The organism is uncultured Campylobacter sp. (assembly GCF_938031315.1).
Lineage (GTDB): Bacteria > Campylobacterota > Campylobacteria > Campylobacterales > Campylobacteraceae > Campylobacter_B.
In genome coordinates this window covers 1-1,667 of the sequence record NZ_CALHHT010000291.1, presented here as the reverse complement: position 1 = coordinate 1,667, position 1,667 = coordinate 1, and the positions used below count along the sequence as shown (strand labels likewise).

The following is a 1,667-nucleotide window of genomic DNA, read 5'->3' as shown; positions in this document are numbered from 1 at the left end:
ACGGAATGATCGGCGATCATGACTGGAATGAAGAGGAGCGCTACAGCACGGGTGCTGGTATCGAGTGGATGACGCCGATGGGGCCTTTGCAGTTATACTTCGTTAAGCCGCTTAATAAAAAGCCGCACGACGACACAAATAGCTTCGAATTTAGCATCGGCGCTAGATTTAATTAAACGCGGCGACTTGCGAACGCTGTGGCGTGCGTAGAATTTTCTACCGCACGCCTTAAAATTTAATAACGCTCACGATTCTAACCTTTCGTGTCGCACTAATTTGGCAGTCAAACTATTTTAGGCAGTTTGAGCTAAATTTTAATTGCAATTCCGCTCGGCTTAGGATGAAATTTAAACGCATAGCTTGCTTTGAATTTTTTAGAATTTTATTTATCAAGATAGTTTGAAATTCCATTCGTATGGTAAAATTTTAAGCACAAGAGTTCTAAAAAATCAATACAAGCCATTAGCATAATTTAAAGAAATTCTAATATTGAAATTTTAAAAATTACGATATAGACGATAAACGCTGCTTTGTCGCGCGCGGAATTTCACTGCATAGGATTTAGCGCGCCACTGAATTTTAAAGCTCATAAATTTTGAGATTCTAAAATTGCTAGAATTTAAAATTTTAAATCGCCTCGTAAATCGCTAAACATTTGCGTTAAATTTTGCCTCGCTTTACCGATAATTTAAGTTAAGCTTGTAAAATCGCGCTCTAAAATCATATCAAAGGCTCTTTTATGCGTAGAAATGGCAATGGAACGAAGCTTAAAATTTTAATATTTCTTATTATAATATGCGCTTTAGTTTATGGAATTTTTAGAATTTTCACCTCGCCGAAATTTGAAAAAAATCCTCCGCAAATTGCGCTGGAAAATGAAATTTATTGGAATTTAACTTCGCCTTTAAAGATTAAAATTTCAGACGATACCGGCATTAAGCTCGTTCGCGTTAACTTAAATGACGGAGCCAGCACGATACCGCTACTAAATGAGGAGCTGAACGTTCCGCAAACGACGCTAGAGCTTGCCGTGCAATTTCCTAAAAATTTGATGCTTAATAAAGATAAAAACTACAAGCTCGAGGTTTTTGCAAACGACATTAGCTCGTGGAATTTTGCGCAAGGAAATAAGAGCGTAAAAACGGCAAATATAATAATAGATGACAAAAAGCCCCTCATAAATATCATCAATCAATCCTATAAAATCACCAAAGGCGGTAGCGCTGTAGTCGTATTCTCAGCTAAAGACGAGCGCCTAAACGAAGTCTATGTCAAAACCAACTATGGCAAAATTTTTAAAGCAATTCCTTTTGTAAAAGAGGGCTATTATGCGTCTCTCGTAGCGTGGCCTGCAAATTTAGAGGAATTTCGCGCAGAAGCGGTCGCCACTGATCGTGCAGGCAACGAAAGCATTTCGCAGATCAAATATTTTTATCAGGACAAAAAATATAAGGTCTCTACTATCAAGCTAAATCCGGGCTTCATTAACGGCAAAGTAAGTGATCTGGCTAGCCAATACGCGCAGAATTTTAACTCGATGAGCGATTTGGAGAAATTTAAATTCGTAAACGAAACTCTGCGTAAGAAAAACGGAGATGATCTGCACGCTGCTACTAGCGCGGTGCACGAGGATAAAATAAATGGATTTGAGCTAAAGCCTTTTTATC

2 protein-coding genes are annotated in these 1,667 nt (G+C 38.2%); both read left to right on the top strand.

Translation table 11 applies throughout. From position 1 onward, the window contains the following. Positions 1–176 (top strand): BamA/TamA family outer membrane protein (locus tag Q0236_RS07215; protein ID WP_297916478.1); only part of this gene is annotated, 176 nt, incomplete at its 5' end. 563 nt (positions 177–739) lie between these two features. After that, positions 740–1,667: M23 family peptidase (locus Q0236_RS07210; RefSeq protein ID WP_297916477.1), on the top strand; the 928-nt coding region annotated here is incomplete at its 3' end.